Raw genomic sequence first — 26303 nt, forward strand, 5'->3', positions numbered from 1 at the left:
CGCCCGGTTACATTTCGAACCCGGAAGCTAAGCCTTTCAGCGCCGATGGTACTGCAGGGGGGACCCTGTGGGAGAGTAGGACACCGCCGAACAAATTTTAAGAAAAGCCCGGTTGGGAGCTTCGGCTCTCAACCGGGCTTTTCTCATTTCGGTTTGTAGGCTGGCCGTATGCGCTATGACCTGGTCATCTTCGACAACGATGGAGTGCTCGTCGACAGCGAGCCCATCTCCAATCGGCTTCTCGCCGCCTACCTCACGGAGTTGGGGCACCCCACCAGCTACGAGGACTCCATACGCGACTACATGGGCTCCGCCATGCATCGCATCCACGAGCTGGTCCTCGAGCGCTCGGGCCGGCGGCTGCCGCCGGACTTCGACACCACCTTCCACGGCCGGGTCTTCGACGCCTTCCGCCAAGAGCTGCAGCCGGTGGCCGGGGTGTCGGAGGTGCTGGAGAAGCTGCGGGCCGACGGGGTTCCGTACTGCGTCGCCTCCTCCGGAAGCCATGAGCGCATCCGCGTCGCCCTCCGTACGACCGGGCTGTACGACCTCTTCGGTGAGGACCACATCTTCAGCTCCGAGGACGTGGGCCGCGGCAAGCCCGCTCCGGATCTGTTTCTGCACGCGGCCGAGCGGATGGGGGTGGCGCCCGAGCGCTGTGCCGTCGTCGAGGACAGCCCGCTCGGGGTCCAGGCCGCCGTGGCCGCCGGGATGGATGTGTACGGCTACACGGCCATGACACCCGCCGCCAAGCTCACCGCGGCCCGGGACCGTTTCGTCCACATGGCCGAACTGCGAGAGTTGCTCACCTCTACCCACAAGTAGTCCGGGGCCGTACGCTCCACGGCCATGACGGATTCGCGTCCGAGCCGCCGGCTTCGGCAGGGCCGGGCCTCATTGGCCATCAGTTTCTTCGTCCAGGGCGCGATCTTCGCTCTGCTGGTGACGCGCATACCCGCGCTGCAGGACCGGTACGGGATATCCGATGGGCTGCTGCCCCTCTTCCTGGCCGCCGTGCCGATCCTCGCCGGCGTGGGCAGCGTGGGCACCGAGCACCTGGTCAAGCGGATGCGTCCGGGACTCGTCCTCCGCGTGGTGCAGCCCATCGTCTCCGTCGCCCTGCTGGCCGCCGGATCGGGTACGACGGTGTGGCAGCTCGCGGCGGCCCTCGCGGTGTTCGGGCTGACTGTCGGGGCCCTCGACGCGTCGATGAACATGCTCGGGGTGAGCCTGCAGCGTGCGTACGGCCGCAGCATCATGCTCGGCTTCCATGGCACGTACAGCCTGGGCGGGATCGCCGGGGCCTCGCTCGCCTGGGTGGGCGCGCACTGGGACTTGCCGCTGCCCACGCTCTACGCGCCGCTGGTGGCCACCCTGGTGCCCGCCGCACTGATCGCCAGCCGCTGGTACGTGGACCGCCGGGCCGACGACCAAGCCGACCACCAGGGCGCCGAGCCGCCCGAACGAGCCGAGGCCGCGCGGGTCGACGGGGCCGCGGTGAGCATGCGGGCGCTGCTGCCGCTCTGCCTCGTCATGGCCTTCGCCTATATCGGGGACTCCACCGTCTCCAACTGGAGCGCCAAGTATCTGGAGGACGTGCTGCACAGCTCCGAGCAGCTGGCCACGGTCCCGTACAACGTCTATATGGTCACCACGCTCCTCGGCCGCTCCTTCGGCGACTTCGGGGTGCGGCGCTTCGGCGCGGTCGCCGTGGTCCGGGCCGGGGCGCTGCTCGCGGGCGCCGGTTTCGCGGTGGTCGCTGCGGCGCCCGGCCCATGGGTGGGGATGGGCGGGTTCACGCTGCTGGGGCTGGGGTTGTGCGTGCTGGTGCCGCAGACCTTCGCGGCCGCGGGGCGGCTCTTCCCCGGGGCGTCCGATGCCGCCGTGGCCCGCCTCAATATCTTCAACTACGTGGGCTTCCTCATCGGCTCACCGCTCGTCGGCGCGTTGGGCGGTGCGTGGAGTTACCGGGCGGCGATGCTGGTGCCGATGGCGCTCGTGCTGGTGACGATCCGGTACGCGAGGTCGTTCACCCCTGTACCAGCCGGATACGGTGACGGGCATGAGCGGCCGCGCACAGTTGATGTGGGATGAGGAAGTAACCGGATACGACTTCGGCGCCGGGCACCCGATGGACCCGGTGCGGCTGGCGCTGACCATGCGGTTGGTGCAGGCGTACGGGCTGGACCGGGCGGTCCAAGTGGTGGCCGCCAAGCCGGCCGGGGAGTCGACGCTGCGCCTGGTGCACGGGCAGGAGTACATCGAGGCGGTACGGCGGGCCTCTGCAGCCCCGAGATCGGCGGACGGTTCGTACGGCCTGGGGACGATCGACGACCCGGCCTTCGCGGGGATGCACGAGGCGTCCGCGCTGATCGCCGGGCAGTCGGTGGGCGCGGCCGAGGACGTATGGCGCGGGGAGGCGCTGCACGCGGTGAACTTCGCGGGCGGGCTGCACCATGCGATGCCCCGGGGAGCGTCCGGGTTCTGCATCTACAACGACGCGGCGCTGGCGGTCGCGCGGCTCCTGGAGCTGGGCGCGGAGCGGGTCGCGTACGTGGATGTGGATGTCCACCACGGGGACGGGGTCCAGGCGGCCTTCTGGGACGATCCGCGGGTGCTGACGATCTCGCTGCACGAGCACCCCCGGACCTTGTTCCCGCAGACCGGCTGGCCGGAGGAGGCGGGCGGGGAGGGCGCCGAGGGCTCGGCGGTCAATGTGGCGCTGCCGGCCGGGACCTCGGACGAGGGATGGCTGCGGGCCTTTCACGCGGTGGTGCCGGAGCTGCTGGCGGCGTTCCGTCCGCAGGTGCTGGTGACCCAGCATGGCGCGGACACCCATGTCGAGGACCCGCTGGCCCACTTGGCGGTGACGGTCGACGCACAGCGGGCCGTCGCCGAGAGCTGTCACCGGCTGGCGCATGAGCACGCGGACGGGCGCTGGGTCGCGCTCGGGGGCGGCGGCTATGCGGTGGTGGACGTGGTGCCGCGGTCCTGGACGCATCTGGTCGCGATCGCGGCGGGGCGGCCGGTCGAGGCCGCCGCGCCGGTGCCGGAGGAGTGGCGGCAGGAGGTGTACCGGCGGACCCGGATGGACGCGCCGCGGCGGATGACGGACGGGCGGGAGCCGAGCTGGCGGGAGTTCGCCGAATCCGGGTACGACCCGGCGGACCGGCTGGACCAGGCGATCCTGGCGACGCGCCGAGCGGTCTTCCCCCACCACGGGCTGCTTCCGTGAATCGCCCCGCGAATAGCCTCTCGACGCTTGTCGGGAACGCGCGGACGGGGGTCTGACCAAACGGGCGTTACGCCAACCGTGGGGTCTGCCGGCATAACCGGGCGGCCGGCGGGGTGCGTCCGTCAGCATCGGTGACGTGTTGAGTACTGCCGCGCTGCGCGCGCATCTGCTGGCGGCGCGGCTCGCCGGACCCGTGGCGACGAGCCGGGAGGAGAGCCTGCGCCGCTATCGGCTCTTCGCCGCCCGGGACCCTCGGGTGCTGCTCGGTCTGGAGCCCGAATACGACTGGTCCTTTACGGAATTGCTCAGCCTGATGGGCGCCAAATGCGGGGTTTCGGTCGACCCGGCCAACGTTTCGGGGCCGGATGTGATCGATCCAGAGCTGACGATCGCCGCGCTGCATGCCTTCGCGGACCGGCTGGGCGCCGCCGCCCGGGACCGGCTCCCCGTGCTCCTCGGCACCGGCCATCCCCACCGTCTCCTCGGTTTCTACGCCGCGTTGGCGTCGGCGCTCTCGGCGGCGGGCTGCCGTGTCCTCACTCCCGCGCACGGTAGATGTATCGACATAACGACGCGGTTCGGCGTACGTACTCACCGGCTCGCCTACGTACGAGGTATTGCGATGGTGCAGGCGCCCGGCGCTCGCCCGACCGTGAGTGAGCCGGGTGCCCACAGCCATTCGCCGCTCCCGGTTCGGGTCGCGCTCGGCAGTGCCGCGGAGTCCGGCGGCCCGCTGCCGGGACTGGTCATCGGGGACCATGGATGGGTCTGCGGTGCAGGTCAGCTGGGCTTTGAGGCCATCGGGCTCGGGGATACGGACGACCCCGCGCTGTTCGTCGGGGAGGCCGAGGGACGGGTGTCCGTCGCCGTTCCGCTTGATGACGCTGTGCGGTCTGGTTACTACCGGCCGCTTACTCGCTATGTACTCAATCGAGCGTGTCTGTCACAGTAGGCGTCCGATCGCTACTCCTCTTCCCCACTTGCATCACCCGCCCCTAACCTGGGGTGGAGCGCGCATGCGACCAGGAGTCACCGGAGGGGAAGCCGGTGCCCGACATGTGCGGAAGGTTCAGGTGTTGTGTCATGGCTGCTGGCGAACGGCCTCTGAACGAGGTTCAGTTTCTGACCGTGGCGGAAGTCGCCTCGGTGATGCGAGTGTCCAAGATGACCGTGTACCGCTTGGTGCACAGCGGTCATCTGCCGGCGATCCGGGTGGGCAGGTCTTTCCGGGTCCCAGAGCAAGCGGTTCATGAATACCTCCGCGAATCGTATGTGGGGGTGGAGTCCGCCTAGGCGCTTTCCGGGCCCGGGGAGGACCCTCGGATTACGTGGTTCGCTCGGCGGCGGGTAGGCTGGCCCGATGTAGGTCGTGTGGGCTCGGACGCCCCGCACCGAGTGAATCGAAGTGAGCGAGGGTAGTCGTGGGCTCTGTTATCAAGAAGCGGCGCAAGCGGATGGCGAAGAAGAAGCACCGCAAGCTGCTCAAGCGCACGCGCGTCCAGCGTCGCAACAAGAAGTAAGCAAGCGACGCTGTGTTCGTCCCGCAGCCCTTCCACCACTGGTGGAAGGGCTGCGGTGCGTGTGCGGCACGGGTCTGCGCCACTGCGGCCCCTCCGGCCCCGGCTTAAAACGCGTATCGCGCGGCGAGTGGTCATCACAGCGCAACATCGAGCGGTTACGGTGTTCGGCACAGCCCAGCTCGGACGAGGGTGGGAAGGAAGGCGCTGATCTTGGGAAAGGTCGTGCTCGTCACCGGGGTCGCTCGCCGGCTGGGAGGCCGTTTCGTCCGGCGCATACAGCGCGAACCCGATGTGGAGCGGGTGATCGGCGTGGACGCCGTGCCGCCCGAACACCACCTCGGCGGTGCCGACTTCGTCCGGGCCGATATCCGTCATCCCACGATCGGGAAACTGCTCGCCGAATACGGCGTCCACACGGTCGTCCACATGGATATCAACGGGACTCCGCTGGGGGCGCGCGGCAATCGCGCCTCGATCAAGGAGACCAATGTCATCGGCACCATGCAGCTGCTCGGCGCCTGCCAGAAGGCCCCGTCGGTGCAGCGGCTGGTGGTGAAGTCCAGCACCAATGTGTACGGCTCCGCGCCCCGCGACCCCGCCGTCTTCAGCGAGACCACCCCGCCCAAATCCCTGCCGAGCGGCGGCTTCGCCAAGGACACCGTCGAGGTCGAGGGATATGTCCGCGGTTTCGCCCGGCGCCGCCCCGATGTCGCGGTGTGCGTGCTGCGCTTCGCCAACATCCTGGGGCCCTGCGCGGACTCACCGCTCGCCGAGTACTTCGCGCTGCCCGTGCTGCCCACCGTCATCGGCTATGACCCGCGGCTGCAGTTCGTCCATGAGAAGGACGCCATCGAGGTGCTGCGGATCGGGGCCTCCGAGCCGCGCCGGTCCACGCTCAACAGCGGCACGTTCAATATCGCCGGAGACGGGGTGCTGCTGCTCTCCCAAGCCGCCCGGCGGCTCGGCCGCCCGACCCTGCCGCTGCTGCTGCCCACCCTGCGATGGGCCCGCACCGCGCTGCGGTCCCTCGGCATCACCGACTTCTCGCCCGAGCAGATCCGGCTGCTCACCCACGGCCGGGTCGTGGCCACCAACGAGATGCGCGAGACCCTGGGATTCGAACCCGAGCACACCACCGCCGGTGCCCTCGCGGACTATGCGCACAGCCGTGGTCCCGGGCTGCTCCCGCCCGAGACCCTCGCCCGTACCATCGATCGGCTCGCCGCGCTGCTGCCCGCCGGCGCCCAGACGTGAGGAGCGCAACCACCATGGCGGACGCCAAGGTCATTCCGTTCGGTGAGGAGCCCCGGTCTTCTCGGAGGAAGGTCCCTAGGCTGGGGCGCGGCGGTCGCTCCCAGGGCTCGCTCAAGCCCGTACCGCAGCAGCGCGACGAGGCGCTCGAGCAGCGCCCCCAGACGGCGGCCGCGGCCGTGCCGCCCCTGCCGCCCGGCCCGCACAAGCAGGCCCCGGGCAGCGGCGACTGGGAGCGCAAACTGGCCCACGGGCTGAGCTTTCTGCGCCGCCGGATCACCGGGGACTACGAGGTCGACGACTTCGGCTATGACCACGATCTGACCGAGCAGGTCCTGATGTCCCTGCTCCGCCCGCTGTACGAGAAGTACTTCCGGGTCGAGGTGAAGGGGATCGAGAACATCCCCGACAGCGGCGGTGCGCTCGTCGTCGCCAACCACTCCGGGGTGCTGCCGCTGGACGGGCTGATGCTCCAGGTCGCGGTGCACGACAACCACCCGGCCAAGCGCCATCTGCGGCTGCTCGCGGCCGACCTCGTCTTCGTGCTGCCGGTCGTCAACGAGCTGGCGCGCAAGGCGGGTCACACCCTCGCCTGCTCCGAGGACGCCCAGCTGCTGCTGGAGCGCGGCGAGGTGGTCGGGGTGATGCCGGAGGGCTTCAAGGGGATCGGCAAGCCGTTCTCGGAGCGGTACAAGCTGCAGCGCTTCGGGCGGGGCGGCTTCGTCTCGACGGCGCTGCGCGCGGGGGCGCCGATCGTGCCGTGCTCGATCGTGGGCGCGGAGGAGATCTACCCGATGGTGGGGAACGCGAAGACCCTGGCCCGGTTGCTCGGCCTGCCGTACTTCCCGGTCACGCCGACCTTCCCGCTGCTGGGGCCGCTGGGCGCGGTGCCGCTGCCGACGAAGTGGACGATCCAGTTCGGCGAGCCCATCCCCACCGACGGGCATCCGCCGGAGGCGGCTGACGACCCGATGCTGATGTTCAACCTGACCGACCAGGTACGAGAAACGATCCAGCACACGCTCTACAAGTTGTTGGTGCAGCGGCGGTCGGTGTTCTTCTGAGGCTTGCCTCTGTGGGGGGTCGTGATGTGGCGCGGTCACCCGGCCCGACGGGCGGAGTCCGGCGCAGTCGGCCGAAGCTGGGGAGGCCCTCCAGGGCCGAGTCATGCGAGGGCGGCCGGAAGAGGGGCCAAGTTGTTGGTGCAGCGGCGGTCGGTGTTTCTCTGAGGCTTGCCCGGCGGGGGCGGTGTTCTGCTGAGCCTGGTCTTCTGACCTGGGCCCCGGGGGCGGGTGGTGTGCGGCGCACACCACCCACCCCCGGCCTCTTTCACCTCGTGTCGTCGCCGTCGATGCTCAGGCCCGGCAGCAGGTCCGGCAGCAGCGGGGGGATGGTGATGTCCGGCTGGGACGACGTCTTGCCGCCCGGGTCGCCCTTGCCCGTGGACGGGCTGGGGCTGGCGCCGCCGAGCGGCGGGTCCAACAGGTCTCCGGCGCCGCCCACCAGCCCGCCGCTCTGGTCGTGGTCGCTTGCCGAGGACGACGGGTGGGGGTGGGTGGCGGTCTCGCCGGTGCGGCTGCCGCTCGGGGTGGCCGAGGTGGACGCCGGACGGTCGCCCGGGGCCACTCCGTCGGCGCGCTGGGGCACCTGGCCGGTCTGGCCGGTCTGGCCCTGCTGCTCCTTCTTCGTGGGCAGCAACGCCCGCAGCGGGCCGACCTCTTGGTCTATGGCGTCGAAGACCGAGCTCACCTCGTCGCCGACGTCCATCAGCTGGACCGGCAGCTGCTCGCGCAGTCGGCTCCAGCCGCCGCGATGGGCCTGGGAGAAGGACGACAGCTGCTGGATGGGGCCGAGCGAGCCGTCGCGCTCGTAGACCTGGTGCAGCAGCCGGTGGCCCTCGGAGGCGTCATGGCGCATACCCGCCAGGGCCCGGCGGATCTCCCCCAGCGAGTCATGGTCCAGATCGCCGGTGCGGGTGCGCTCCATCAGGCGGCGCGCCTCGCTCATCCGTGTCGACGCCTGGTCCAGATAGATCCGGCCCCGGTCGGCGTCGCCGTCCGCCATCCCCAGCTTGAGGTCCTCCATGCCGCGCTTGAACCCGTAGAGGGTGTCGCCCGGCAGTGCGTCCGAGCTGGCCGCGGCGACGCCGCCGAAGGCACCCGCCGCGACGCCGACGGTGAGCCCCCCGGCCGCAAGCCCCTTGGACCAGCGGGAACGGGGGCGCAGTCTTGCCACCGGGGGTTTGGCGCGGTGGGCGCCGCCGGGGCGGCGGCGCTGCTCGGGTACGCGTGGCGCGCCCTCGGCGAAGGCCGCTTCCATGGCGGCGAGCAACTGCGCCCGCTGGGTTACGCGGACCTCCGGGGCCAATGTCGGTGCCGGCAGCTCGCCCAGCCCGTTCGCCAGGGCCAGCAACCGTCTCCGCTCGGCGCTCTCCGCCGATGGGGAACCTGGCTGTTGCTGCGGCGTCTTGTCCTGGGCGGCCTGGTGGTTGCTCTCCAGGGCCTCCAGGGCCTCCAAGGCCTTGGCGAAGGCGTTCGCCCGCCGGTGTGCCGATACGTTCGCGATCACAGGCGGCACCTCCTCTCGTCGTGACGGTCGACTCCCCAGGACACCCGAGGGTTCCGTGCCATGCGCGCGTCCACCCGATCGAGTGAGTGGACTACGGGCAGGGTACGACCACGAGGCGCCTGCATCCCCCACAACGAGCGGCGCAGCACCCGGGTTACGCCCTGCCCAAAGGCGGACGGTCCGTGGCCGGACGGCTACGGGTGGTCAGCGGGCGTCGTCCGGAAGAAGCCGGGCCAGGGTGCGCACGGCCCGGTACTGAAGGGTTTTGATCGCGCCCTCGTTCTTCCCCATGACCCGGGCGGTCTCGGCGACCGAGAGGCCCTGGAGGAAGCGGAGCGTCACGCACTCCTGCTGCTGCGGGTTGAGTTTTCGCACCGCCTGCAGCAGGGCCGCGTTGGACAGCGATTCGAGGACGGAGTCCTCGGGGCTGCGCTCGACCTCGTTGGCGTCGAGCATCTCGCCGGTGGTGACCTCCAGCCGGAAGCGGCTGGACTTGAAGTGGTCGGCGACGAGGTTGCGCGCGATGGTCACCAGCCAGGCGCCGAAGTCGCGGCCCTGCCAGGTGAAGGTGCCGATGCGGCGCAGGGCGCGCAGGAACGTCTCGCTGGTGAGGTCCTCGGCCGTGGCCTTGCCGCCCACGCGGTAGTAGATGTAGCGGTAGACGGTGTCGGCGTACTGGTCGTAGAGCCTGCCGAACGCCTCGGCCTCTCCGGACTGGGCGCGCTCGACGAGGTCCATCATGCGACGGCTGTCGCTGTCGGCGCCGGGGCGCCGGGCGGTGGGGGTGGTGGAGCCGCGGGAGCGTCTGCTGACCGCGGCGCCGCCGTCCGCCAGTGCGTAGCACGAACCGGCCTGGCCGGGGCGATTGACCGTGCCGACGGCTGGGCAGGCGGGCAGGGGGGCGGCGAGGCCGGGGACGGCATACGCGGTGGGGACGAAGCCGCGCAGACAGTCAAGGACCGTTGCGCGCAGCGTAGCCAGGCCCGAGGCGTCAACCCCGACGTGTGGGTACACGAGACTCCCAGAGGCAGAGCTTCCATCACGAGCAGTACGGGACCGTCACCCGCCGTAGGGACGTGTGGGTACCGGTTTGCGTCTAAGGAGAATAACGCTTCGTACAGGCAGCACTACACCCAGTTGTTCAAATCATCGTTTCCGTTCGCTCTGGTATGCATTGATGCCCTGTCAAGTATCGAACGTGCGCCGCTAATTGATCGGAATCGTTCGTGGATTGTGCGATTGCGTAGCGTGTTGTGACAAAGCGGCGGTAAGGGGACTGGCGGGAGCGCTGTGGGGTAAGACGCGCGGAATGACCGAAACAGGGCGGGCGCGTTCGGTTGGTGACGCTGCGTATCGATGGGCGCATTGTCACGGAGCGCGATCGGCGGTCAGTCTTGACCGTCCTCGGTCACGGTCGTGCGCGAGCGGTCAGCGGGGCCCGAGGGGAGTGCGCCGGAAAGGGTTCAGCGGGAGGTCAGAGGGGTGGAGTGGGTCGTCGGCCGCCTGCGGTCAGCGGCGTCGGCGGTGCAGGGCCACGGCGGCCGCGGTGCCGCCTGCCACCGCTCCCACCCCGGCCGCCGCCGGAATGCCGATCTTGGCCGCCTTGCGGCCGGTGCGGTAGTCGCGCAGCCGCCAGCTGTGCTCACGGGCGTGCTTGCGCAGCCGGGTGTCCGGGTTCACCGCGTACGGATGGCCCACGATCGACAGCATCGGGATGTCGTTCGCGGAGTCGCTGTAGGCCGCGCAGCGGGAGAGGTCCAGCCCCTCGGCCGTCGCCAGCGCGCGTACGGCCTCGGCCTTGGCCGGGCCGTGCAGCGGCTCGCCGACCAGCCGGCCGGTGTAGACGCCGCCCACCGACTCGGCCACCGTGCCCAGTGCCCCGGTCAGGCCGAGCCGCCGGGCGATGATCGTCGCGGTCTCGACCGGCGCGGCGGTCACCAGCCAGACCCGCTGCCCGGCGTCCAGATGGGCCTGGGCGAGGGCGCGGGTGCCGGGCCAGATGCGGTCGGCCATGTACTCGTCGTAGATCTCCTCGCCGATCGACATCAGCTCGGAGACCCGGTGGCCCTTGACGATGGACAGGGCGCTGCTGCGCACGTCCTCCATATGCGCCGGGTCCTCGACGCCGGCCACCCGGAACCAGGTCTGCTGCCACGCGAAGCGGGCGAGTTCGCGCTTGCGGAAGAAGTGCCGCTTGTAGAGGCCGCGGCCGAAGTGGAAGATCGCGGCGCCCTGCATGACCGTATTGTCCAGGTCGAAGAAGGCGGCGGCCCGCTCGTCGCCGACGACGGGGAATTCCGGTTCGGCGGGGGCCTGCGGTGCGGGGGTCGCGGCCGACGACTTGCGCGCTGCCTCGGCCGATGCCTCTCCGGCGAGGACACTCCGCTCGGTGGCGGGTCGTCGACGTCGGGTGAACCATCCCAGTGCGGCCATGGGGCGAGCATAGCCAGCGCTCCGGCGCATCCCATTACGCCCGGGTGTCGGGCGGATTCAGGTTACGCGAAAGGGAGGCCGCGCAGGGGGCGGAATCAGCCGCCTCGCGGGGGCGGAATCAGCCGCCGAGCGCGGTGCGCAGCCGCTTGGGATTCACCCGCCAGAAGTCGTGTTGTTCGCCGTCGATGAGCACCACCGGGATCTGCTCCCAGTAGGCGCGGTACAGCTCCTCGTCCTGGGTGATGTCCTTCTTCTCCCAGGGGGTGCCCAGCTCGCCGCAGACCTCCTTGACCACGGCCTCGGCGTCCTCGCACAGGTGGCAGTCGGGCTTGCCGATCAGCGTGACCGTGCGCTCGGTGGGCTTCTTCCGCGGGGTGCGGCGCAGCAACGGACTCATAGCCGCAATTGTGCCTGCCCTTTTCGAGGCTCGGTTCGCCTCCGGGGCGCTTCGGTCTCTCCCAGCTACCGCTGGGAGGTGCCCCCTGTCGACGGTCGGACGTGCTCGGTCGCCCACGCGGCGGAGCCGCATATCGATTGCAGCCCTCGCTCCCTGCGCGCTCTCCCTTTCGACGGCGACGCGCCCCTTCGGCTCGCCCCCAGCTACCGCTGGGAGGTGCCCCCGGCCGGAAGGCCTCAGCGCCCTGACCCGCGACGGCGCCCCTCCCGCGAGTTCGGAAGTGGGCTCTCGGTCGATTACGATCGTGGGCGTTTTGTTGCTGTCCGGGGGTAAAAAGGTGAGGAGTGAGGGCCTGTGCTCCGGTCGGCGGCCCAGCGGTACGAGCATGCCTGCCGGGAACGGTGTGACACAGGTGGTGGTTCCGCGGCTGGCGCGAAAAGGTGCGTGACACCGGTCACTTTGCTCGGACAAAGCGGACACCATCTTTGTGCACGCGTTCACAAAGACATAGCCTGCTGTCGATGGGGCGGTCATGAAACACCCGGCCGCCCACAGCCTCGCTCTACCCGCAGGAGCACCGTGGCAACTGGCCGAACTCACCGACCGGCGACCCGCAGCCGAGGGATCCCCGAGGCCACCGTCGCCCGGCTACCGCTGTATCTGCGTGCGCTGACCGCTCTCTCCGAGCGCTCGGTGCCCACGGTGTCCTCGGAGGAGCTGGCCACCGCGGCCGGCGTCAATTCGGCCAAGCTGCGCAAGGACTTCTCCTATCTCGGTTCGTACGGCACCCGCGGTGTCGGCTACGACGTCGAGTACCTCGTCTACCAGATCTCGCGGGAGCTCGGGCTCACCCAGGACTGGCCGGTTGTGATCGTCGGTATCGGTAATCTCGGCGCCGCGCTCGCCAACTACGGTGGCTTCGCCTCCCGTGGCTTCCGGGTCGCCGCGCTGATCGACGCCGACCCCACCATGGCCGGGAAGCCGGTCGCGGGCATCCCGGTGCAGCACACCGACGAGCTCGAGAAGATCATCACGGACAACGGCGTCTCGATCGGCGTCATCGCCACCCCGGCGGGTGCGGCCCAGCAGGTCTGCGACCGGCTCGTCGCCGCCGGGATCACCTCGATCCTCAACTTCGCGCCCACGGTGCTGACCGTTCCGGACGGGGTGGATGTGCGCAAGGTCGATCTCTCCATCGAGCTGCAGATCCTCGCCTTCCACGAGCAGCGCAAGGCGGGCGAGGAGGTCGCCGCCCCCGAGGAGGCCGCGGGAGCCGTTCCACCGCCGCCCGTGGCGCATCGCGCGCCCTCCGGCGGCCCCGGCGCCGACAGCGGTCGGCAAGGACCTGACGGGGACGTGCCCGCCGTGATGCCGGCATGAGTCTCCTCGTCGTCGGACTGAGCCACCGCAGCGCGCCCGTGAGCGTGCTGGAGCGCGCCGCCCTGGTGGGGGACGAGCAGGCGAAGCTGGTGCAGGACACCCTCGCCGCCGAGCCCGCCACCGAGGCCGCGGTGCTGGCCACCTGCAACCGCATCGAGCTCTACGCCGACGTGGACAAGTTCCACGCCGGGGTCGCCGAGCTGTCCACGCTGCTCGCCCAGCACACCGGCGTCGGACTGGACGAGCTCACCCCGTACCTCTACGTCCACTACGAGGACCGGGCCGTCCACCACCTCTTCTCGGTGGCCTGCGGGCTGGACTCGATGGTCGTCGGCGAGGGCCAGATCCTCGGCCAGATCAAGGACGCGCTCGCGCTGGGGCAGGAGTTGCACACCGCCGGGCGGCTGCTGAACGATCTCTTCCAGCAGGCGCTGCGGGTCGGCAAGCGGGCCCACAGCGAGACCGGTATCGACCGGGCGGGCCAGTCGCTGGTCACCTTCGGCCTGGAGCAGCTGGCCCAGGGCGCGCCGGTGGCGGAGTGGGCCCGGGGCAAGCGGGCCCTGGTGATCGGCGCCGGTTCGATGTCCTCGCTGGCCGCGGCGACCCTCGCGCGCGCCGGTGTGGCAGAACTGGTGATCGCCAACAGGACGTTGGAGCGGGCGCTGCGCCTCGCCGAGTCCCTGGTCCAGCAGCACGCGGCCACCCCGGCCGCGATCCCCGCCGAGGGTGATGAAACGTTGCGCGAGCCGCTGGTGGCCCGCGCCGTGCCGCGGGACCGGGTGTCCGCCGAGCTGCCGCACGCCGACATCGTCGTCTCCTGCACGGGCGCGACCGGCCTGGTCCTGACCGCCGCGGAGCTGCGCACCGCGCTCGCACAGCGCGCGGCCTGCCCGCCCGGGACCCACCGCGCGGGGACGGACGTCTCGCTGCTCGATCTGGCGATGCCGCGCGACATAGACGCGGCGGCGCACCGGATCGAGGGGCTGCACCTGGTCGACATCGAGTCCCTCGCCGAGGCGGCCGCCGAGCCGTCCGGGGCGCCGGGCTCGTCCGCCGGGGCGATGGCCGCCGACGTGGACAAGGTGCGCACCATCGTCTCCGCCGAGGTGGCCGCCTTCGGGGCGGCCCAGCGCGCCGCGCACATCACGCCGACGGTGGTCGCGCTGCGTACCATGGCGGCGGACGTCGTCGCGAGTGAGATCGCCCGGCTCGACGGGCGCCTTCCGGATCTGGACGACAAGCAGCGGTCGGAGATCACGCAGACCGTGCGCAGGGTCGTCGACAAGCTGCTGCACGCGCCCACCGTGCGGGTCAAGCAGCTCGCGAGCACTCCGGGTGGCGCCGGTTACGCGGACGCGCTGCGCGAGCTCTTCGACCTCGATCCGCAGGCGGTCGCCGCCGTCAGCCGTGCCGAGGGCTCGGCCCGCGCGGCCGAACCGAACGACCCGAAGGGAGGCCGGCCATGAACGCCACCCCCTCACCCGCCGCCTCCGGCGGCGCTGCGCCGCTGCGTCTGGGCACCCGCCGCAGCGCGCTCGCCATGGCCCAGTCCGGCCTGGTCGCGGACCTGGTGCGCGAGGTCACCGGGCGCCCCGTGGAACTGGTCGAGATCACCACGTACGGCGACACCTCGCGGGAGCACCTCGCGCAGATCGGTGGCACCGGCGTCTTCGTCTCGGCGCTGCGCGAGGCGCTGCTGAGCGGTGAGACCGACCTGGCCGTGCACTCGCTGAAGGACCTTCCCACCGCGGAGCCGGAGGGGCTGACGCTCGCCGCGATACCGCGCCGCGAGGACCCGCGCGACGCGCTGATCGCCCGGGACGGGCTCACCTTCGCCCAGCTTCCCCCGGGGTCCCGGATAGGCACCGGATCCCCGCGCCGCGCGGCCCAGCTCAACGCGTGGGCCCGCTCCTTCGGCCTCGACATCGAGACCGTGCCGATACGCGGCAACGTCGACACCCGCATCGGCTACGTCCGGTCGGGACGGCTGGACGCCGTGGTGCTCGCCGCCGCCGGCCTGATCCGTCTGGGGCGGATCGGCGAGGCGACCGAGCTGCTCGATGTCGGCCATGTTTTGCCCGCCCCCGGCCAGGGGGCCCTGGCAGTGGAGTGTGCCGCGTCCAGCGTGGCGCTCACTGCCCGGCTCGCCGAGATCGACGACCCGTACACGCGGGTCGCCGTGACCGCCGAGCGATCCCTGCTCGCCGCCCTGGAGGCCGGCTGTAGCGCACCCGTGGGGGCGCTGGCCGACCTGCTGGCCGACGGTCAGGTTGTCACCGAAATGCGCCTGCGCGGCGTCGTCGGCTCCCTCGACGGCACGACGCTGGTGCAGCTGTCCACCACCGGTCCCGTACCCGCGTCGCCCAGTGAGGCCGGGGACCTCGGTCGCGAACTCGCCGCCGAGATGCTCGCCAAGGGTGCGGCCGGTCTTATGGGGGAGCGAGCACTTTGAACCCCACCGTCCCGAATCACCCCGGCTGCGGACACGTCACCTTCCTCGGTGCGGGCCCCGGAGATCCGGGCCTGCTGACCTTGCGCGCCGTGGAGGCTCTGGCCACCGCGGACGTACTGATCGCCGACCCGCAAGTGCTCGACGTGGTGCGGGGGCACGTCAGGCCGGGCGTGGCCGCGGACGCTCAGGGCGCGCCGCGGCAAGCGGACGCTGATGGGTCGTCAGCCACCGCCACCGTTCCGGTACTCCGGGACACCGCCAATCTTGTCATGACGGCCGCGCGCGGCGGCAAGCGGGTCGTCCGCGCGGTCGCGGGCGACCCCGGCCTCGACGGATACGCCGCCGACGAGATGCTCGCCTGCGCCGCCGAGGGCATCCTCTTCGAGGTGGTGCCCGGTGTGGCCGCCGCGGTGGGCGTGCCCGCCTACGCGGGGGTGCCGCTGCGGGACGCCCACAGCGCGGATGTGCGCTTCGTGGACGCCCTGGCCGCCGATGAGCGCTGCTGGAGCGAGGTCGGCTCGTCCGACGCGACCGCCGTGGTCTCCGCGACCCTGGAGACGGTGGCCGCCGCCGCGGGTGAGCTGGTGGCCGCGGGCCGCAAGCCGGACACCCCGCTCACCGTCACCGTCGGCGGCACCACCACCCGTCAGCGGACCTGGACCGCGACGCTGGGCACCATCGCCCAGGTGCTGAAGGCGGCGAAGGTGCTGCCGTCGCCGCAGGGCGCACAGCCGGTGATAGCCGTGGTCGGCGAGCAGAGCGCGGCCGGCCGGCGAGATCAGCTCTCCTGGTTCGAGTCCAAGCCGTTGTTCGGCTGGAAGGTCCTGGTGCCGCGCACCAAGGAGCAGGCCGCCTCGCTCTCGGACCAGCTGCGCAGCTACGGCGCGGTGCCCAGTGAGGTGCCGACGATCGCCGTGGAGCCGCCGCGCACCCCGCAGCAGATGGAGCGCGCGGTCAAGGGCCTGGTCACCGGGCGCTATGAGTGGATCGCCTTCACCTCGGTCAACGCGGTCAAGGCGGTGCGGGAGAAGTTCGAGGAGTACGGGCTCGACGCCCGCGCGTTCGCCGGGATCAAGGTCGCGGCGGTGGGCGAGCAGACCGCGAAGTCGCTGATCGACTTCGGGGTGAAGCCGGACCTGGTGCCCAGCGGTGAGCAGTCCGCGGCCGGGCTGCTGGAGGACTGGCCGCCCTACGACCCGGTCTTCGACCCGATCGACCGCGTCTTCCTGCCGCGGGCCGACATCGCCACCGAGACCCTGGTCGCCGGGCTGATCGAGCTGGGCTGGGAGGTCGACGACGTGACCGCGTACCGCACTGTGCGCGCCTCGCCGCCGCCGGCCGAGACCCGTGAGGCCATCAAGGGCGGCGGGTTCGACGCGGTGCTCTTCACCTCGTCGTCGACCGTGCGGAACCTCGTCGGCATCGCGGGCAAGCCGCACAATGTCACTGTCATCGCCTGTATCGGCCCGGCCACCGCGAAGACCGCGGAGGAGCACGGGCTGCGGGTGGACGTGCTGTCGCCCGAGCCCTCGGTGCTCAAGCTGGCCGAGGCGCTCGCGGACTTCGGGGCGGCGCGGCGGCAAGCCGCGATCGAGGCCGGGGAGCCGGTCACCCGCCCGAGCGAGCGACGGCCGGGATCGAGGAGGAGGGCACGCTCTTGAGCACCACGTACGGCAGCTTCCCCGGTGCGCGACCGCGCCGGCTGCGGGTGAATCCGGCCATGCGCCGCATGGTCGCGGAGACCCGGCTGCATCCGGCCGAGCTGATCCTGCCCGCGTTCGTCCGCGAGGACCTGACCGAGCCGGTGCCGCTGCAGTCGATGCCGGGCGTCCTGCAGCACACTCGGGACTCCCTGCGGAAGGCGGCGGCCGACGCGGTCGCCGCGGGCCTCGGCGCGATCATGCTCTTCGGGGTGCCGGAGGAGTCCAAGAAGGATGCCGTCGGCACGCCCGGCACCGACCCGGACGGGATCCTCCAGGTGGCCATCCGCGATGTGCGCGCCGAGGTCGGCGACGACCTGGTGATCATGTCCGATCTGTGCCTGGACGAGCACACCGACCACGGCCACTGCGGGGTCCTGGACGCCGAGGGCCGGATCGACAACGACGCCACGCTGGAGCGGTACGCGGAGATGGCCCGCGTCCAGGCCGACGCGGGCGTCCACACGGTGGGCGCCAGCGGCATGATGGACGGGCAGGTCGGGGTGGTCCGCGAGGCGCTGGACGGCGCCGGGCACCAGGACATCTCGATCCTCGCCTACACCGCGAAGTACGCCTCCGCCTTCTACGGTCCGTTCCGCGAGGCGGTGGGCTCCTCACTGAAGGGCGACCGCAAGACGTATCAGCAGGACCCGCCCAACGCCCGGGAGTCGATGCGCGAGCTGGAGCTGGACCTGGCCGAGGGCGCGGACATGGTCATGGTGAAGCCGGCCCTGCCGTATCTGGACATCCTGCGGCAGATCGCCGACGCCGTGGACGTGCCGGTGGCCGCATACCAGATCTCCGGTGAGTACGCGATGGTCGAGGCGGCCGCGGCCAACGGCTGGATCGACCGCGACCGCGCGATCATGGAGACGCTGACCTCGGTACGGCGTGCGGGTGCGGGGATGATCCTCACGTACTGGGCGATCGAGGTCGCCCAGCGGCTGAACCGCGGGGAGTAGCCCGTCGGCTCACCCGGAGCCGCCGCCTTGGGCGGCTGCTCCGGGGTCCGCTCCCGTGCCCGACGGGCCTGCTCCCGTGCCCGAGAGGCCTGCTCCCGTGCCCGACGGGCCCGTTTCCGTGCCCGAGGGGGCGAGGACGGCGGCCGCCAGGTGGTCGCGGAACCAGCGGTGCCCCGGGTCGGCCGAGTGGCGCGGGTGCCAGGCCATGGCGAGGTCGAGGGGCGCCAGGTCGAGGGGGACGGGGAAGGTGCGCAGCCCCAGCGCCGAGGTGGCGTCGGGGAGCCAGTCGGCCAGGGTGAGCGCGACGAGGTCGGTGTCCCGGGCGAGCATCATCGCGCTCGTATGGCTGGGGACGACGACCGCGATCCGGCGTCGCAGTCCGCGTTCGGCGAGCGCCCTGTCAATGGGGCCGAGGCGCCTCCCGTGCCGGGAGATGCCGATGTGGTCGGCGGCGGCGAAGCGGCGGGCGTCGATCCGCCCGTCGAAGAGGGGATGACCGCTGCGGGCTATGCCCGCCATCGTCATCCGGGTGAGCGGCCGGGTCCGGATCTCCGGGTCCAGGGGGCCGAGGACGCCCAGTTCGACGTCCACCCAGCCCTGCCGCAGCCCGGGGCCGCCCTCCATCGCCTCCGGCAGGAAGACCACGTCCACGTCCGGGGCCTCCCGGTGGATCCGTTCGGCCAAGGTCCCGGCCAGCCCCACCAGGAGCACATCGGCGGCCTGCACGGTGAAGGTGCGCTGGAGACGCGCGGGGTCGAAACCGGCCCCGGGCCGCAGGACGTCGTCGCAGCCGCGCAGCAACGCGCTCACCTCGTCCCGGAGTTCCAGGGCGCGCGGGGTCGGCACCATCTCCTGGCCCGCGCGGACCAGCAGCGGGTCACCGACGGCACGGCGGAGCCGGGCCAGGGTGCGGCTGGCCGCCGCGGGGGAGGTGCCGAGCCGCTCGGCGGCGCGGGTCACGCTGTTCTCCTGGAGCAGGGCGTCCAGGGCTCGCAGCAGATTGAGATCCATTGGCGCTCCTGAGCTGCATCTTTACGCCTGAGTCAATAATTGAGTGCCAATCTTTGCATTGCCGCGGAAGTCCCCGGTGCCGAGAGTGGAGCTGTCCGCGAGACCGCGTGACCTCCCCTTCGCCCCGTACAAGGAGCTTCCATGCAGCAGTCCCCGCGCGCCGGCCGGGAAGGCGACGTCCTGGCCGTGATCAGTCAGAGCGGGCCGACGGTCTCGTTCTTCGACGCCGCCGTCGACCGGCACCTCGGTACGACGGAACTCCTCGCCGAACCGCACGAGTTGTGCTTCGACTCGACCCAGCGCCTGCTGTGGTGCACCACGGCGTACCACTCGGGCTACTACCACGCGAACAGCGGGCGGCGCACCGAGCTGACCGTCATCGACCCCGACACCCGCCGCGTCGTCGAGGTCATCGACCTCGCCCCGGAACACGGCCCGCACGGGCTGGCGCTGGATCCGGGGCGCGGGCGCCTCTACGTCAGCGTGGAGGGCACGGCGGATCGGCCCGGCGGTGTCGTGGTGATCGACACGGCGACCCGACGTCCCCTGGGCAGGATCGACACGGACGCGCCCGGCCCGCACTGGTTCGCCATCGACCCGGCGGGCAGGACGGGGTACGCGACCAACAAGGAGGCGCCGTTCGTGTCGGTGGTCGACCTCGAACGGGGCACCCTCACCGCGAAGGTCGAGGTGCCGGGCAGCGAGGGACTCGCCGTCTCGGCCGACGGCACGCACGTCTACGTCGCCTCGCCCTACGCGGGTCACTTCTTCTCGCCCGGCGCCGAGGAGCCGCCTGCCACCGGAGTCCGGGTGATCGACACCCGGACGGCGTCCGTGGTCGAGACCCTGCCCACGGACGACGTCGTCATCCCGATGCACCTGACCTCGGCCGGGAAGCTGCTCGCGGGCGAAATGCGCATGGAGGCCGACCCGGAGTCCCAGCTCGGACGCCAGGCGCCGGGGCGCCTCACGGTGTTCTCCGCCGACACCCACAAGCGGCTGGGCGAGGTCGAGGTGGGGCATGCCCCGCTGACCATCACCTCCTCGCCCGACGGCCGGCTCGGCTATGTGGCCTGTGTCGCCTCCTCCACCGTCGACATCGTCGACCTGGAGACGCTGCGGGGCCTGGGCCGGCTGAACATCGCCAAGCGCGGCGAGCCCGGCGCCCACGGCCTGGCCTACCTCCCGCGCCCGGCCTGACCCCGGCCCCCGCCCATGGCTTCGGCCTCGGCGCGCGGGCGGGGGCAGGAACCGGCCGGTGGCTCCGAGGCCGAGGCTGCCGGTCGTCACCGGCCCGTGACCACGAAGTCGGCGGCCGCCCGCCCGGGGGCGACCAGCCGGGCGTTGGCCTCGTCGGAGGTGAGGACGAAGCGCTCGGCCACCTCGCGCGGCTTGCCGAACCGCTCATGGCGGTCGATCAGCCGGCGCACCCGCTCCTCGGTGTCCAGGTCGACCCACCAGCTCTCGTCCAGCAGCTCGCGGACCGGGAGCCAGGGCGCCTCGTCCAGCAGCAGATAGTTTCCCTCGGTGATCACCAGCGGGATCTCCGGCGGCACCGGGATGGTGCCCGCGACGGGCTGTTCCAGCTCGCGGTCGAACCCCGGCGCGTAGACGACCTCCTCGGCGCGCGGCGCCCGCAGCCGCCGCAGCAGGGCGGTGTAGCCGTACGGGTCGAAGGTCTCCGGCGCGCCCTTGCGGCCGATCAGGCCGAGCCGGCGCAGCTCGGCGTCGGCGAGGTGGAAGCCGTCCATCGGCACCAGGACGGCCCGGTCGGCGCCGAGGGCGTCGACCAGGTACTTGGCGAGGGTGGTCTTGCCGGCCCCGGGCGGTCCGGCGATTCCGAGCAGGCGGCGGCCGCCCGCGTCGGCCAGGCCCTGGGCGCGGTCGAGGAGGTGCTGGGAAGTCATGGCGGTGCTTTCGGTGGCTTTCGGGAATCGGCACGATCCACTATCCGGGCTGCGGCCCGCCCCCGCGGCTGTCGGTGAGGGGCGGGCAGGCGGGCAGCCGGGGGAATTTCCAGAAATCTCGGCAGAGGGGCACATCCCTTGACCCCTTTCGCGCGTCACATGAGAGAGCGGCCCTGCGATGTGGCCGCACGCATGGGGCATTTGGAGATATTCACGTTGAAAACCGGCATGAAGGGTCTACGTCGCGTATCCGCGGTCGCGATCACCGCTGGAGCCGTGCTGACGGCGGGGGCGTTCACCGCCTCCGCGCAGGCCGCGACGACCGCTACTCCCACGATCGCCGCCAAGGGCGGGTTCGTGATGAACAACGGCACGGGAAAGAGCCTGTTCACCAAGGCCGCGGACACCCGTCGGTCCACCGGCTCCACCACCAAGATCATGACTGCCCGGGTGGTGCTGGCACAGCCGAATCTCAACCTGGACGCCAAGGTCACGGTCCAGAAGGCGTACAGCGACTACATCGTCGACAACAACTGGGCCTCCTCGGCCCGGCTGATCGTCGGCGACAAGGTCACCGTGCGCCAGCTGCTGTACGGGCTGATGCTCCCGTCCGGCTGTGACGCGGCGTACGCGCTGGCGGACAAGTTCGGCACCGGTTCCACCCGGGCCGCGCGGGTGAAGTCGTTCATCGGCAAGATGAACACCACGGCCAAGTCCCTCGGGCTGACCAACACCCACTTCGACTCGTTCGACGGCATCGGGCACGGCGCCAACTACTCGACGCCGCGCGATCTGACGAAGCTGGCCAGCAGCGCGATGAAGTACTCCACGTTCCGCACGGTCGTGAAGACGAAGTCGACCAAGCAGAAGGTGACCACGAAGAGCGGCGGCTACCGCTACATGTCGTGGACCAACACCAACAATCTGCTGGGCAGCTACTCGGGCACCATCGGCGTCAAGACCGGCTCGGGCCCGGAGGCCAAGTACTGCCTGGTCTTCGCCGCCACCCGGAACGGGAAGACGGTCATCGGCACCGTCCTCGCCTCCTCCTCGGTGGACAACCGCACGGCGGACGCGAAGAAGATCATGGACTACGGCTTCAAGCGGTAAGCCGAGTCCGAGGTGACAAGGGCCTGCCCCACGACCGTCCGGCCGTGGGGCAGGCCCTTCGCCGTCACCCTCGGCGCACCGCGTTCCAGGAGTGCGCCACATCCACCACGACCCGCCCGTCCGTCTGGAAGACGCGGAACGGCAGCCGTGCGCGCACGCCCAGGCCGACCTGGGTCTCACCCTCGAAGCTGGCGCCGAAGCGGGTGTCCCGGAAGGTCTGGTACCCGGTGACATTCACGCCCGGCAGCGGCTTGCGCGCCCGCCCCGGATACGACTCCCCGCCGGTCCCCGGGTCGTAGCTCGGCGCGGCCACATGGATGTCCAGGATCGCCCCGCCGCCGACCGGGATCTCCTCGCCCGAGCCGTCCTGGTACAGGGTGTCCACGTACGCCACGCGGTAGCCGACGCGATCGGCGGCCGTGGCGCCCTTCACGTCGAACACCATGCGGTCGTAGCAGGCGTGCCGGCCGGTCCTGATGCTCCCCAGCGGTGTGTGGCCCGCCGGCTGGGCCGTCTTCTCGCCGCTGCCCCAGCCGGTCTCACAGGCCGCCGCCTCGGCCGCGGCCGGAGTGACGGCCCCCGCCGCCCCCGCCGTCGCCGCCAGCGCGCCGCCCGCGAGCACCATCGCCGCGAGTGCGGTCCCCCACCGTCGCATGGTCAAGCCCCCAATGGTCTGTTGATGACAGGTGATTCACGGGGTTGGACGGGCCGGGGCGGCGAGAGGTTGTCCCGGTCCGGGAAATGTGTCGCGAATGCTACGTGCGCGGCGGTACGCCTGACGTTCCGTCGGGGGTTATCCCCCGGACGGGTCGGCCGGTTGCCCGGATGGGAGGGAGAAGCCGGTTCGACAAGGCTTGTGCACATGAGACCGACGACCGGCAGAACCGCCGCGCTGGCCCTCGCCACCGCCACCACCGCATCCCTCCTCGGCATCGCGTCCGCGGACGCGACCCCGGGACCGCGGGCCGATCCGACCGCCGCCGCGCTCAGCTGGGGGGCCTGCGAGGGCACCGGGCTCGACCCCCGGCAGGAATGCGCCACGCTCAAGGTGCCGCTGGACCACCGCGACCCCGGCGGCAAGCGGATCTCCCTCGCCGTATCCCGCATCCCCAGCGAGCGGCCGCAGGCCCGCCGGGGCACCCTGCTGCTGATCCCGGGCGGCCCCGGATCGCCGGGGCTGAACAGGCCCACCACATACGGCAAACGGCTGCCGCAATCGGTGCGGGACGCCTATGACCTCGTCAGCTTCGACCCGCGCGGTATGGGGCAGTCCACCCACACCGGATGCGGTCTGGACACCGCCGATCTGTCGCTGCTCGCCTCCCGCCCCTGGCCCGCCCCCGGCGGGGACATCACCCAGAACGTCACCACCGGCCGCCGCATCGCCGACACCTGCGCCCGCAACGGCGGCGAGCTGCTGCGCACCATCAGCACCGTCAACGGGGCGCGGGACATCGACAGCATCCGCCGGGCGCTCGGCGAGCGGAAGCTGTCCGCATGGGGCGTCTCCTACGGGACGTACGTGGGCTCCGTCTACGCGCAGATGTTCCCCGAGCACACCGACCGCTGGGTGCTGGACAGCAATGACGACCCGGACCCGGAGCGGGTGGAGCGCGGCTGGCTGGCGAACTACGCCGTCGGCGTCGAGGACACCTTCCCCGACTTCGCCGCATGGGCCTCCGCCCCGAGCAGCCCCGTCCGGCTCGCCGAGACCTCCGACGGGGTGCGCCGGCGGGTCCTGGACCTCGCCGCCCGGCTGGACGCGAAGCCGTTGCCGTGGCCCGGCGCCAACCCGCCCGAGCTGAACGGCAACGCACTGCGCCAGAGCATGCTGAACGCCCTGTACTCCCGGGACGGCTTCGAGGACCTCGCCACGCTGATCGTCGACGCGGACGCCGGCAAGGCGCCCGGCGCGGCACCGGCCGACCCGCCCCAGGACGCCGCGGCCGTGTCCCTCGCCACCATCTGCAACGACGTGGAGTGGCCCACGTCCCTGCCGGGCTACGCGCGCGATGTGGCCGCCAGCCGTAAGAGCCACCCGCTCACCGCGGGCATGCCGGTGAACGTCACGCCCTGCGCGTTCTGGCATGAGGAGCCGCAGGACAAGCCGGTGCGGATCACCGGCCAGGGGCCGTCGAACGTCCTGCTGGTGCAGAACAAGCGCGATGTGGCCACCCCGTACAGCGGGGCGCTGAACCTGCGGCGCGCCTATGGCGACCGGGCCCGGATGGTCAGCGTGGACGCGATGGGGCATGGCGCGGCCTATGTGGTGAACAACGGCAGCGCCTGCGCGGACCGGAAGGTCACGGACTTCCTGCTGAAGGGGGAGCGGCCGGAGCACGATGTGCTCTGCCGGTGAGGAACGCCGAGAGCCTGTGGTGAATGCGAGGCGCCCCGCGCCCTCTCGACGGGGCGGGGCGCCTCACGGTCGGCCGACTCAGAGGCGCTCGGGGGTGCGGATGCCCAGCAGGGCCATGCCCTGCCGCAGCGTCCGCGCCGTGATGTCGCACAGGAAGAGGCGGTTCTCCACCTGGGACGGGCCGCCCTCGGCCTTCAGGACCGGGCACTGGTCGTAGAAGGTCGTGTAGAGCGAGGCCAGCTGGTAGAGATACCCGGCCAACTTGTGCGGCTCGAACCCGGCGGCCACCTCGCGCAGCGTCTCCCCGAACTGGTCGAGGTGCAGGCCCAGCGCCCGCTCGGCCGCGGTCAGCGGCAGCTCGGGGTGGGCCAGCGGCCGCTGCCCCTCCTCGGCGCGGCGCAGGATCGACTGGATCCGGGCGTACGCGTACTGCAAATAGACCGAGGTGTCGCCGTTGAGCGAGACCATCTGGTCGAGGTCGAACTTGTAGTCACGCGAGGCGGAGGTGGACAGATCCGCGTACTTCACCGCGCCGACGCCGACCTGGGCGCCGCGCTCGAGGATCTCCTCCTCGGTGAGGCCGAGCTTCTCGCTCTTCTCCCGGACCACGGCGGCGGCCCGCTCGGTCGCCTCGTCCAGCAGGTCCTCCAGCCGCACCGTCTCGCCCGCGCGGGTCTTGAACGGCTTGCCGTCCTTGCCCAGGACGGTGCCGAAGGCGAGCTGGACGGCGTGCACCTGGTCATTGAGCCAGCCGATCCGGCGGGCGGTCTCGAAGACCATCTTGAAGTGCAGCGACTGCCGGGCGTCCACCACATACAGCAGGGTGTCGGCCTTCAGATGCTGCACCCGGTCGCGGATCGCGGAGAGGTCGGTGGCCGCGTAGCCGAAGCCGCCGTCGGACTTCTGGACGATCAGCGGCACCGGATTGCCCTCGGGGCCCTTGATGTCGTCGAAGAAGACGCACAGCGCACCCTCGGAGCGGACGGCGACGCCGGACTCCTCCAGCAGCCGGCAGGTCTCGGCCAGCATGTCGTTGTAACCCGACTCGCCGACCACATCGGGGTCGTGGATCTCGATGTCCAGCTTGTCGAAGACCGAGTAGAAGTAGATCTTCGACTCGTCCACGAACTTCCGCCACAGGGCGATGGTCTCCTCGTCGCCCGCCTGGAGATCCACCACCCGCCGCCGGGACCGCTCCTTGAACTCCGGGTCGGAGTCGAAGAGCGCCCGCGCGGCCTTGTACAGCCGGTTCAGATTGGACATGGCCTCCTGGCCGGAGGAGGCGTCCTTGTGGTCCAGCTCATGCGGGTGCTCGATCAGATACTGGATGAGCATGCCGAACTGGGTGCCCCAGTCGCCGATGTGGTGGCGGCGGACCACCTTCTCGCCCGCGAACTCCAGGATCCGCACCACCGCGTCGCCGATCACCGCCGAGCGCAGATGGCCGACGTGCATCTCCTTGGCCACATTGGGCTGGGCGTAGTCGATCACGGTGGTGCCGGGCGCCTGCGCGAACGGCACGCCGAGGCGGTCGTCGGCGGCGCGGGCGGCGAGGGTCGCGGTGATCGCGGAGTCGGCGATCGTGATGTTGAGGAAGCCGGGGCCGGAGACCTCGATGTCGGCGATCACCGGATCGGGGTCGGCCGAGGTGGCGGCGACCGGAAGGTGCGCCACGACCTTGGAGGCCAGCTCACGAGGGTTTCCCTGGAGCTTCTTGGCCAGCGCCAGCATCCCGTTGGCCTGGAAATCGGCCCGGTCGCTTCGTCGCAGCAGCGGGTCCGCGGAGCCGGCCTCCGGCAAGGCAGCCGAGAGGGCGTCCGCGACGCGCTGATGGACGGTGGCGGCGAGGGAAGGGACCGATGCCATAGATGAGGTGCCATTCCGATAGTGGTGGTATGGGCAACCCAGTATTTCACGGCGGGTCCAACGATTTCCCCGGCCTGTGGATAACCAGGGCCCGCCCGGCAGGCCCTGTGGGCAACGCCGGAGGGGTCCGTTCCGTCTGGGACAATGGGCGG

At 71.2% G+C, this 26303-nt stretch carries 24 protein-coding genes and 1 rRNA gene; 17 read left to right on the plus strand and 8 right to left on the minus strand.

Annotated features, from left to right (window positions below; genetic code table 11):
• The 9 genes from rrf to ACFYOY_RS41940 all read left to right on the plus strand — a co-directional run.
• Positions 1-92 (plus strand): 5S ribosomal RNA (rrf, locus tag ACFYOY_RS41900); the annotation flags it as partial.
• A 76-nt stretch (positions 93-168) separates the two neighbouring features.
• Positions 169-825 (plus strand): HAD family hydrolase, encoded by a 657-nt coding sequence (locus ACFYOY_RS41905; protein ID WP_351900979.1) that lies wholly within the window; start codon positions 169-171, stop codon positions 823-825.
• A gap of 24 nt (positions 826-849) precedes the next feature.
• Positions 850-2094 carry an MFS transporter gene (locus ACFYOY_RS41910; protein ID WP_351900977.1) on the plus strand — a complete coding sequence of 415 codons (1245 nt, stop codon included), beginning with the start codon at positions 850-852 and terminating at the stop codon, positions 2092-2094.
• The gene (locus ACFYOY_RS41915; protein WP_351900975.1) at positions 2063-3235 is read left to right on the plus strand and encodes an acetoin utilization protein AcuC; all 1173 of its coding nucleotides are present in this window, start codon (positions 2063-2065) and stop codon (positions 3233-3235) included. Before ACFYOY_RS41910 ends, ACFYOY_RS41915 begins: the two co-directional genes overlap by 32 nt.
• 136 nt (positions 3236-3371) lie before the next feature.
• Positions 3372-4187 carry a phosphatase gene (locus tag ACFYOY_RS41920; RefSeq protein ID WP_351900973.1) on the plus strand — a complete coding sequence of 272 codons (816 nt, stop codon included), beginning with the start codon at positions 3372-3374 and terminating at the stop codon, positions 4185-4187.
• Between the two features lie 131 nt (positions 4188-4318).
• Positions 4319-4528, plus strand: a complete 210-nt coding sequence (locus ACFYOY_RS41925; RefSeq protein ID WP_014053989.1) for a helix-turn-helix domain-containing protein — start codon at positions 4319-4321, stop codon at positions 4526-4528.
• Positions 4529-4656: 128 nt separating this feature from the next.
• The gene (locus ACFYOY_RS41930; RefSeq protein WP_003948845.1) at positions 4657-4755 is read left to right on the plus strand and encodes a 30S ribosomal protein bS22; all 99 of its coding nucleotides are present in this window, start codon (positions 4657-4659) and stop codon (positions 4753-4755) included.
• Positions 4756-4965: 210 nt separating this feature from the next.
• Positions 4966-6009 carry an NAD-dependent epimerase/dehydratase family protein gene (locus ACFYOY_RS41935; protein WP_351900970.1) on the plus strand — a complete coding sequence of 348 codons (1044 nt, stop codon included), beginning with the start codon at positions 4966-4968 and terminating at the stop codon, positions 6007-6009.
• Positions 6010-6023: 14 nt separating this feature from the next.
• Positions 6024-7070: a lysophospholipid acyltransferase family protein gene (locus ACFYOY_RS41940; protein ID WP_351900968.1), complete on the plus strand. Its 1047-nt coding sequence runs from the start codon at positions 6024-6026 to the stop codon at positions 7068-7070.
• 265 nt (positions 7071-7335) lie between these two features.
• Here ACFYOY_RS41940 and ACFYOY_RS41945 read toward each other — a convergent pair whose 3' ends face one another.
• The 4 genes from ACFYOY_RS41945 to ACFYOY_RS41960 form a co-directional block, all read right to left on the minus strand.
• Positions 7336-8574 carry a DUF5667 domain-containing protein gene (locus ACFYOY_RS41945; protein ID WP_351900966.1) on the minus strand — a complete coding sequence of 413 codons (1239 nt, stop codon included), beginning with the start codon at positions 8572-8574 and terminating at the stop codon, positions 7336-7338.
• A gap of 204 nt (positions 8575-8778) precedes the next feature.
• On the minus strand, positions 8779-9588 hold the full coding sequence (locus tag ACFYOY_RS41950) for an ECF subfamily RNA polymerase sigma factor, BldN family (RefSeq protein WP_388593052.1): 810 nt from the start codon (positions 9586-9588) through the stop codon (positions 8779-8781).
• Positions 9589-10083: 495 nt separating this feature from the next.
• Positions 10084-11007 carry an HAD-IB family hydrolase gene (locus tag ACFYOY_RS41955; protein WP_351900962.1) on the minus strand — a complete coding sequence of 308 codons (924 nt, stop codon included), beginning with the start codon at positions 11005-11007 and terminating at the stop codon, positions 10084-10086.
• A 118-nt stretch (positions 11008-11125) separates the two neighbouring features.
• Positions 11126-11404, minus strand: a complete 279-nt coding sequence (locus tag ACFYOY_RS41960; RefSeq protein ID WP_351900960.1) for a glutaredoxin family protein — start codon at positions 11402-11404, stop codon at positions 11126-11128.
• Between the two features lie 579 nt (positions 11405-11983).
• On the opposite strand from ACFYOY_RS41960, the gene ACFYOY_RS41965 reads away from it, so the two are divergent.
• Genes ACFYOY_RS41965 through hemB form a run of 5 tightly spaced genes read left to right on the plus strand, consistent with a single transcriptional unit; the run spans position 11984 to position 17898 of the window.
• Complete coding sequence (locus ACFYOY_RS41965) at positions 11984-12784, plus strand: redox-sensing transcriptional repressor Rex (protein ID WP_014053996.1); 801 nt, start codon at positions 11984-11986, stop codon at positions 12782-12784.
• Positions 12781-14250: a glutamyl-tRNA reductase gene (locus tag ACFYOY_RS41970; protein WP_351900957.1), complete on the plus strand. Its 1470-nt coding sequence runs from the start codon at positions 12781-12783 to the stop codon at positions 14248-14250. Before ACFYOY_RS41965 ends, ACFYOY_RS41970 begins: the two co-directional genes overlap by 4 nt.
• Positions 14247-15236, plus strand: a complete 990-nt coding sequence (gene hemC, locus ACFYOY_RS41975; protein ID WP_388593057.1) for a hydroxymethylbilane synthase — start codon at positions 14247-14249, stop codon at positions 15234-15236. Before ACFYOY_RS41970 ends, hemC begins: the two co-directional genes overlap by 4 nt.
• Positions 15233-16897, plus strand: coding sequence for a uroporphyrinogen-III synthase (locus ACFYOY_RS41980; protein WP_137966855.1), 1665 nt, complete (start codon positions 15233-15235; stop codon positions 16895-16897). Before hemC ends, ACFYOY_RS41980 begins: the two co-directional genes overlap by 4 nt.
• A complete protein-coding gene (gene hemB / locus ACFYOY_RS41985; RefSeq protein ID WP_351900952.1) occupies positions 16894-17898 on the plus strand; it encodes a porphobilinogen synthase in 1005 nt (334 codons plus the stop codon). The genes ACFYOY_RS41980 and hemB overlap by 4 nt, the downstream gene beginning before the upstream one ends.
• Before the next feature lie 9 nt (positions 17899-17907).
• Here the strand turns inward: hemB and ACFYOY_RS41990 are convergent, their stop codons facing one another.
• A complete protein-coding gene (locus ACFYOY_RS41990; RefSeq protein WP_351900950.1) occupies positions 17908-18909 on the minus strand; it encodes a LysR family transcriptional regulator in 1002 nt (333 codons plus the stop codon).
• 141 nt (positions 18910-19050) lie between these two features.
• Between ACFYOY_RS41990 and ACFYOY_RS41995 the strand changes: the two genes are divergently transcribed.
• Entirely contained in the window at positions 19051-20109 is a 1059-nt protein-coding gene (locus ACFYOY_RS41995) for a YncE family protein (RefSeq protein WP_351900948.1), read from the plus strand.
• A gap of 86 nt (positions 20110-20195) precedes the next feature.
• Here ACFYOY_RS41995 and ACFYOY_RS42000 read toward each other — a convergent pair whose 3' ends face one another.
• On the minus strand, positions 20196-20816 hold the full coding sequence (locus tag ACFYOY_RS42000; RefSeq protein ID WP_388593062.1) for a nucleoside/nucleotide kinase family protein: 621 nt from the start codon (positions 20814-20816) through the stop codon (positions 20196-20198).
• 228 nt (positions 20817-21044) lie between these two features.
• Here ACFYOY_RS42000 and ACFYOY_RS42005 point away from each other — a divergent pair, with 228 nt between their 5' ends.
• A complete protein-coding gene (locus ACFYOY_RS42005) occupies positions 21045-21926 on the plus strand; it encodes a D-alanyl-D-alanine carboxypeptidase family protein (protein WP_093463699.1) in 882 nt (293 codons plus the stop codon).
• 64 nt (positions 21927-21990) lie between these two features.
• On the opposite strand, the gene ACFYOY_RS42010 is transcribed toward ACFYOY_RS42005, so the two are convergent.
• Entirely contained in the window at positions 21991-22581 is a 591-nt protein-coding gene (locus tag ACFYOY_RS42010; RefSeq protein ID WP_351900992.1) for a hypothetical protein, read from the minus strand.
• Between the two features lie 207 nt (positions 22582-22788).
• On the opposite strand from ACFYOY_RS42010, the gene ACFYOY_RS42015 reads away from it, so the two are divergent.
• The gene (locus tag ACFYOY_RS42015; RefSeq protein WP_351900944.1) at positions 22789-24285 is read left to right on the plus strand and encodes an alpha/beta hydrolase; all 1497 of its coding nucleotides are present in this window, start codon (positions 22789-22791) and stop codon (positions 24283-24285) included.
• A gap of 78 nt (positions 24286-24363) precedes the next feature.
• Here the strand turns inward: ACFYOY_RS42015 and argS are convergent, their stop codons facing one another.
• Positions 24364-26151, minus strand: coding sequence for an arginine--tRNA ligase (argS, locus tag ACFYOY_RS42020; protein ID WP_388593066.1), 1788 nt, complete (start codon positions 26149-26151; stop codon positions 24364-24366).
• Between the last annotated feature and the right edge of the window lie 152 nt (positions 26152-26303).

The sequence above is a fragment of the Streptomyces sp. NPDC007875 genome (assembly GCF_042868035.1).
Lineage (GTDB): Bacteria > Actinomycetota > Actinomycetes > Streptomycetales > Streptomycetaceae > Streptomyces > Streptomyces antimycoticus.